Source organism: Chamaesiphon sp. VAR_48_metabat_135_sub (assembly GCF_031418915.1).
Taxonomy (GTDB): domain Bacteria; phylum Cyanobacteriota; class Cyanobacteriia; order Cyanobacteriales; family Chamaesiphonaceae; genus Chamaesiphon.
The window spans coordinates 1-2,930 of record NZ_JANOJV010000327.1 but is presented as its reverse complement, the minus strand read 5'-3'; the positions used below and the strand labels follow the sequence as shown (position 1 = coordinate 2,930).

The following is a 2,930-nucleotide window of genomic DNA, read 5'->3' as shown; positions in this document are numbered from 1 at the left end:
ATTTCTCATCGCAAAGTCTACTAAATTTTTACTGGTGATAAATTAACGGATTTCACCATGCCTAAAAATGCTATTTGGAGCAAAATTAAGTTAGGATCTAATTAAATATATAAACTCCGTCAATTTTATTCAGTTGATCGATATTCAAACCTAATCGGGGTGAAGTAATACCTCTGACCTCTACTCCTTATTTTTATGGTAAACACGCTGACAGACAAGGACATCATCATCAAGACAGATAACGTATCAATCTTTTATGGTGCCTTCCAAGCGGTGCGGAATGTATTTCTAGATATTCCCAAGAATAATGTCGTCGCCTTTATCGGCCCTTCCGGTTGCGGTAAAAGTACTCTGCTCCGCTGCTACAATCGTCTTAACGACTTGATCCCAAGTGCTAAGGTACAAGGGCAAATCACCTATCACGGTACCAATCTTTACGACTCTAAAATCGATCCTGTCGAAGTTCGCCGCCGCATCGGGATGGTGTTCCAACAGCCAAATCCTTTCCCCAAGTCCATCTATGACAACGTAGCCTTTGGGTTGAAGATTTCTGGATTCAAAGGTAACATCGATGAGCGAGTCGAGCAATCTCTCCGCAAAGCCGCACTATGGGAAGAAGTCAAAGATAAGCTCCAAGCGAGTGGTTTATCACTCTCCGGTGGACAACAACAACGGCTGTGTATTGCTCGGACGATCGCCGTCGAGCCTGAAGTCATCTTGATGGATGAACCTTGTTCAGCCCTGGACCCGATTTCCACGATTCAGATTGAAAATCTGATCCATGAGCTAAAAGAAAAGTTTACGATCGTCATTGTTACTCACAACATGCAGCAAGCGGCGCGAGTATCCGACAAAACAGCGTTTTTCAATGCTGGAGCTGAAGATGGTGGAAGCCGATTTGGCTACTTGGTAGAATACGACGATACTCGCAATATCTTTGGCTCACCGAAGCAAGAAAAGACACAAGAATATATCAGCGGTCGATTTGGATAAGATCGAGACAATGAAATCCCCTCCTTTTTGTTAACAAAGCGTCGGCATCAGCACAAGGGTAAGCAGACGCTACGCAAACGGAGGGTTGCCGTGCAGATCTTCGCAATCCCCAAGCTATCTCCAATCATCAACACTTATAATGGTGAGAAATGCACGATCGAGTATAGCGTAGTGATTCAGGCAGAGACATTAGAATTATTAGAATGGTCGCGGTTGTGTGAGCAGGTGGCGACATTTGCGGCGACTAAGTTGGGGAAGATAGCGGCGCGAAACTTAGTAATTCCCAAACAGCCTAGTGTTAGTCTGAATCTATTGGCGCAAACGAAGGAAGTGTATGAGTTAGAAACCCGTTTGGCTGGTGGGTTGTCCCTGGATGGGATCGAAGATTTTGGCGATGCACTTGAACGCGCTGCGGTGCAAGGAATGTTGTCGGGAAAGGAGTTGCATGAGATTGCCACTACTCTAGCGGGAATGCGAAAGCTGCGGCGGACTTTGGATAGTGAGGAAAATATTCCGGTTCTACAGGATTTAATCGCTGATGTGCGGACGTATCCAGAGATTGAACAGGATATCTATCATTGTATCGACGATCGCGGTGATGTCACAGATCGATCGAGTGATAAGTTAGCCCAGGTAAGAGTGCAGCTCAAAGGATTTAGAGAGAAGATTTACAAGCTGCTCAATAGTCTAATGCAGCGTCAGTCTAATGCAATTCAACAGCCATTAATCACTCAACGCAGCGATCGATTTGTGATCCCTGTTAAGGCTTCTCACAAGGATACAATTCCTGGGGTAGTTCATGATAGCTCTGGGAGTGGTTCAACGCTGTATATAGAACCCCATCAGATCGTCAATCTGGGGAATCAAATGCGTCAACTTCAACGCCAGGAGCAACGGGAGATCGAACTAGTTTTGACGGCTCTTACGGCGAAGGTGACTGAGGTTGTTGAAGATTTAGAACATCTGCTGGTAGTCGCCACCACGATCGATCTAGCCACCGCCAGAGCTAGATATAGCCTGTGGTTGGAAGCAAATCCACCGCGACTAATTGAGCGAAACGACAATGAATATATTACCCTCCGCCAACTTCGCCACCCCCTCCTAATTTGGCAACACCGACATGAAGAAGGGCCAGAAGTAGTACCGATCGATCTGTCGATTCGACCAGATATCCGCGTAGTCACGATTACAGGCCCCAACACGGGCGGTAAAACTGTCACCCTCAAAACCCTCGCGATCGTCGCTTTGATGGCCAAGGTGGGGCTATTTATCCCCGCTCGTGAGCCAGTTGAGATTCCCTGGTTTGACCTGATTCTCGCTGACATCGGCGATGAACAATCACTCCAACAAAGCCTCTCCACTTTTTCGGGACATATTCGCCGAATTGGGCGGGTTTTAGACGCAATTGAACCAACTAACCAAATAACCGCAGCAGAATTAGAAGAACAAGATTTAGCCAGCTTCCTCGTTCCCCCATACTCCCCACTTCCCGTACATCCCTCCGCCCTGATTCTCCTCGATGAGGTTGGAGCCGGAACCGATCCTGCTGAGGGTAGCGCACTCGCGATCGCATTATTGCAGTATTTGGCTGATCGAGCGATGCTGACAATTGCATCTACTCACTATGGGGAATTGAAGGCTCTTAAATATCAAGACAGTCGGTTTGAGAATGCTTCGGTGGAGTTTGATGATGTCAATCTTGCGCCGACTTATCGATTATTATGGGGTATTCCCGGTCGATCGAATGCATTATCGATCGCCCAAAGATTGGGATTGAATCAGCAAGTAATTGATAGTGCTAAATCTCAGGTAGTTCTGGGTGCAACTCAGGAAGTAAACGAAGTAATTGCTGGATTAGAAGCACAAAGGCGGACTCAGGAAACAAAAGCGAATGAAGCTGCTGCAATCTTAAAACAGGCGGAAGCATTCTATCTGGA

2 protein-coding genes are annotated in these 2,930 nt (G+C 46.6%); both read left to right on the top strand.

The window, feature by feature from the left end:
- Positions 1-195: 195 nt before the first annotated feature.
- The gene (gene pstB / locus RMO55_RS22125) at positions 196-993 is read left to right on the top strand and encodes a phosphate ABC transporter ATP-binding protein PstB (protein WP_310430290.1); all 798 of its coding nucleotides are present in this window, start codon (positions 196-198) and stop codon (positions 991-993) included.
- Positions 994-1,164: 171 nt separating this feature from the next.
- On the top strand, positions 1,165-2,930 hold a 1,766-nt coding region (locus RMO55_RS22120), incomplete at its 3' end, for an endonuclease MutS2 (protein ID WP_310430291.1).